This window comes from Winogradskyella psychrotolerans (assembly GCF_018860545.1).
GTDB lineage: Bacteria > Bacteroidota > Bacteroidia > Flavobacteriales > Flavobacteriaceae > Winogradskyella > Winogradskyella psychrotolerans_A.
In genome coordinates this window covers 1-1,612 of the sequence record NZ_JAHKPN010000020.1, presented here as the reverse complement: position 1 = coordinate 1,612, position 1,612 = coordinate 1, and the positions used below count along the sequence as shown (strand labels likewise).

General features: G+C 32.9%; 2 protein-coding genes. Both read right to left on the bottom strand.

Going from position 1 to position 1,612, the window contains the following annotated elements:
* Positions 1 to 648: 648 nt before the first annotated feature.
* Complete coding sequence (locus KO515_RS08995; RefSeq protein WP_215936038.1) at positions 649 to 1,044, bottom strand: hypothetical protein; 396 nt, start codon at positions 1,042 to 1,044, stop codon at positions 649 to 651.
* The gene (locus tag KO515_RS08990; protein ID WP_215936037.1) at positions 1,044 to 1,556 is read right to left on the bottom strand and encodes an alpha-ketoglutarate-dependent dioxygenase AlkB; all 513 of its coding nucleotides are present in this window, start codon (positions 1,554 to 1,556) and stop codon (positions 1,044 to 1,046) included. Before KO515_RS08990 ends, KO515_RS08995 begins: the two co-directional genes overlap by 1 nt.
* Positions 1,557 to 1,612 lie beyond the last annotated feature (56 nt).

Below are 1,612 nucleotides of genomic sequence, written 5' to 3'. Positions count from 1 at the left end.
AACGGCTTGGTATATGGTTTGTTGCGTTGTTTCAGCGAGTAAGTTAGCAAATAATAACCGAAATAGAAAAGCCGAAGGGCTTTTCGTGAGTAGGCGAGAAGCAGCAATAAATTATATACAGTGTTAGCTAATGTTTTTTCTTTTCTAGCGTTATATTCTCACGTAATATTTCCGTACGTTTTGTAATTTGAGTGTTATTTTCTTTTTTCTTTAAAATCTCAAAAAAATTCCGAATTAATATTCCGCACTTTTTTCAGATCATTATTTGTTTTCATATTTCAGCCGTACGATTTGACATTCCGCTTATCAGCCGAAAGTTGAAGATTGCTATAATATCGAATCAAAGAATCGAAGCTGGTCAAGCCGAAATTCGTGCGTTAGATTCCGTAACAGTAAAAATTCGTGCGTAATGCTTTTAAGGTTCTATTTTTAATTCCAGCGTATTTTTTTAATGCAAACAATTACAGAATAGAGTGAAAGCTTTAAAATTGTTGGTGTGCACCAAAATATTTGCTAACGTTGTTGTGTATGATTTCGTTGCGTAGTTTAAGCACTAAAGTTAGCAAATAAATCACAGATAGAAAGTCCGCGAGGACTTTCGTAAGTAGGCTATAACTAGCAATGAATTATACACGGTGTTAGCCACAGTTATTTATTTTTCGTTGGATTAATGTTCAAATCTAATATTTCAATTACTTCACAGTCTGCTGAAAACGTTCCACCTTCTCTGAAATGACCTTTAGTTCCAATTTTTATTTTATCGTAATGAAATGGTCTCATCTCATTATTTATAATCCACATTCTAGCTGTTCCTGATTTAGGAACTCGACAATTATTTTCCAATATTAACTGACCGTCTTGATTTTCAAATTCAGGCCAAATCATATATAATACTTTTTCGTCCTCTCCCAAAAAGGAAAAATCTGAACGAATTCCTTGATATGGTTCTCCGGTTTGTCTTCCACCATTTTCTGGACTTCTGAACAAATATTTTACTCTAAAATCAGCTTTATGATTTAGTCTTTTTTCGTAAGGTTCGTGCATTATTTCATTTTTCTAAAAGTCAAACTCATTCGTCCGTTTTCAGTAACAGATTTCGGAATTGAGTGTTGCCATTCGTCTTGAATTTCGTTTGTCATATAAATAAACGAGCCAGAGGGAAGTTCAAAGTCCTTTATTAGCTCTCTGTTCTCAATATTTCGGAACCTTAAAATTCGAGTTTCTCCAATTGATACTATTCCAACACCTGTGTTTTCGTGTAATATGTCAGTTTGGTCAGAATGAAATCCCATTTTAGATTTTCCGTCCAGATAATAATTAATCAAACAATTATTCGGTTTGAAATTCAGCGTATTATTAATTGATTCAATAATTGCATTCAGTTCAGCCGTAAATTTTTGAAAAGGATAACTTATTTGAGAATAATTATATGCTTTTCCATAACTCGCAGTTTTTCGAGCAGACATTCTTTCATCCCATTCAACATTGTTTTTCAGTTTATGAAACAATTCGGTTGGATTATCAATAAAATTCTCAATGAATGTTATTCCGTTCATTTTTTTCTCTAATTGTGGCTAACGGTTTTGTATATGGTTTGTAGCGTTGTTTCAGC

Coding starts and splice junctions, on each gene's coding strand:
- KO515_RS08995 (WP_215936038.1), bottom strand. CDS start 1,044: ATGCACGAACCTTACGAAAAAAGACTAAATCATAAAGCTGATTTTAGA.
- KO515_RS08990 (WP_215936037.1), bottom strand. CDS start 1,556: ATGAACGGAATAACATTCATTGAGAATTTTATTGATAATCCAACCGAA.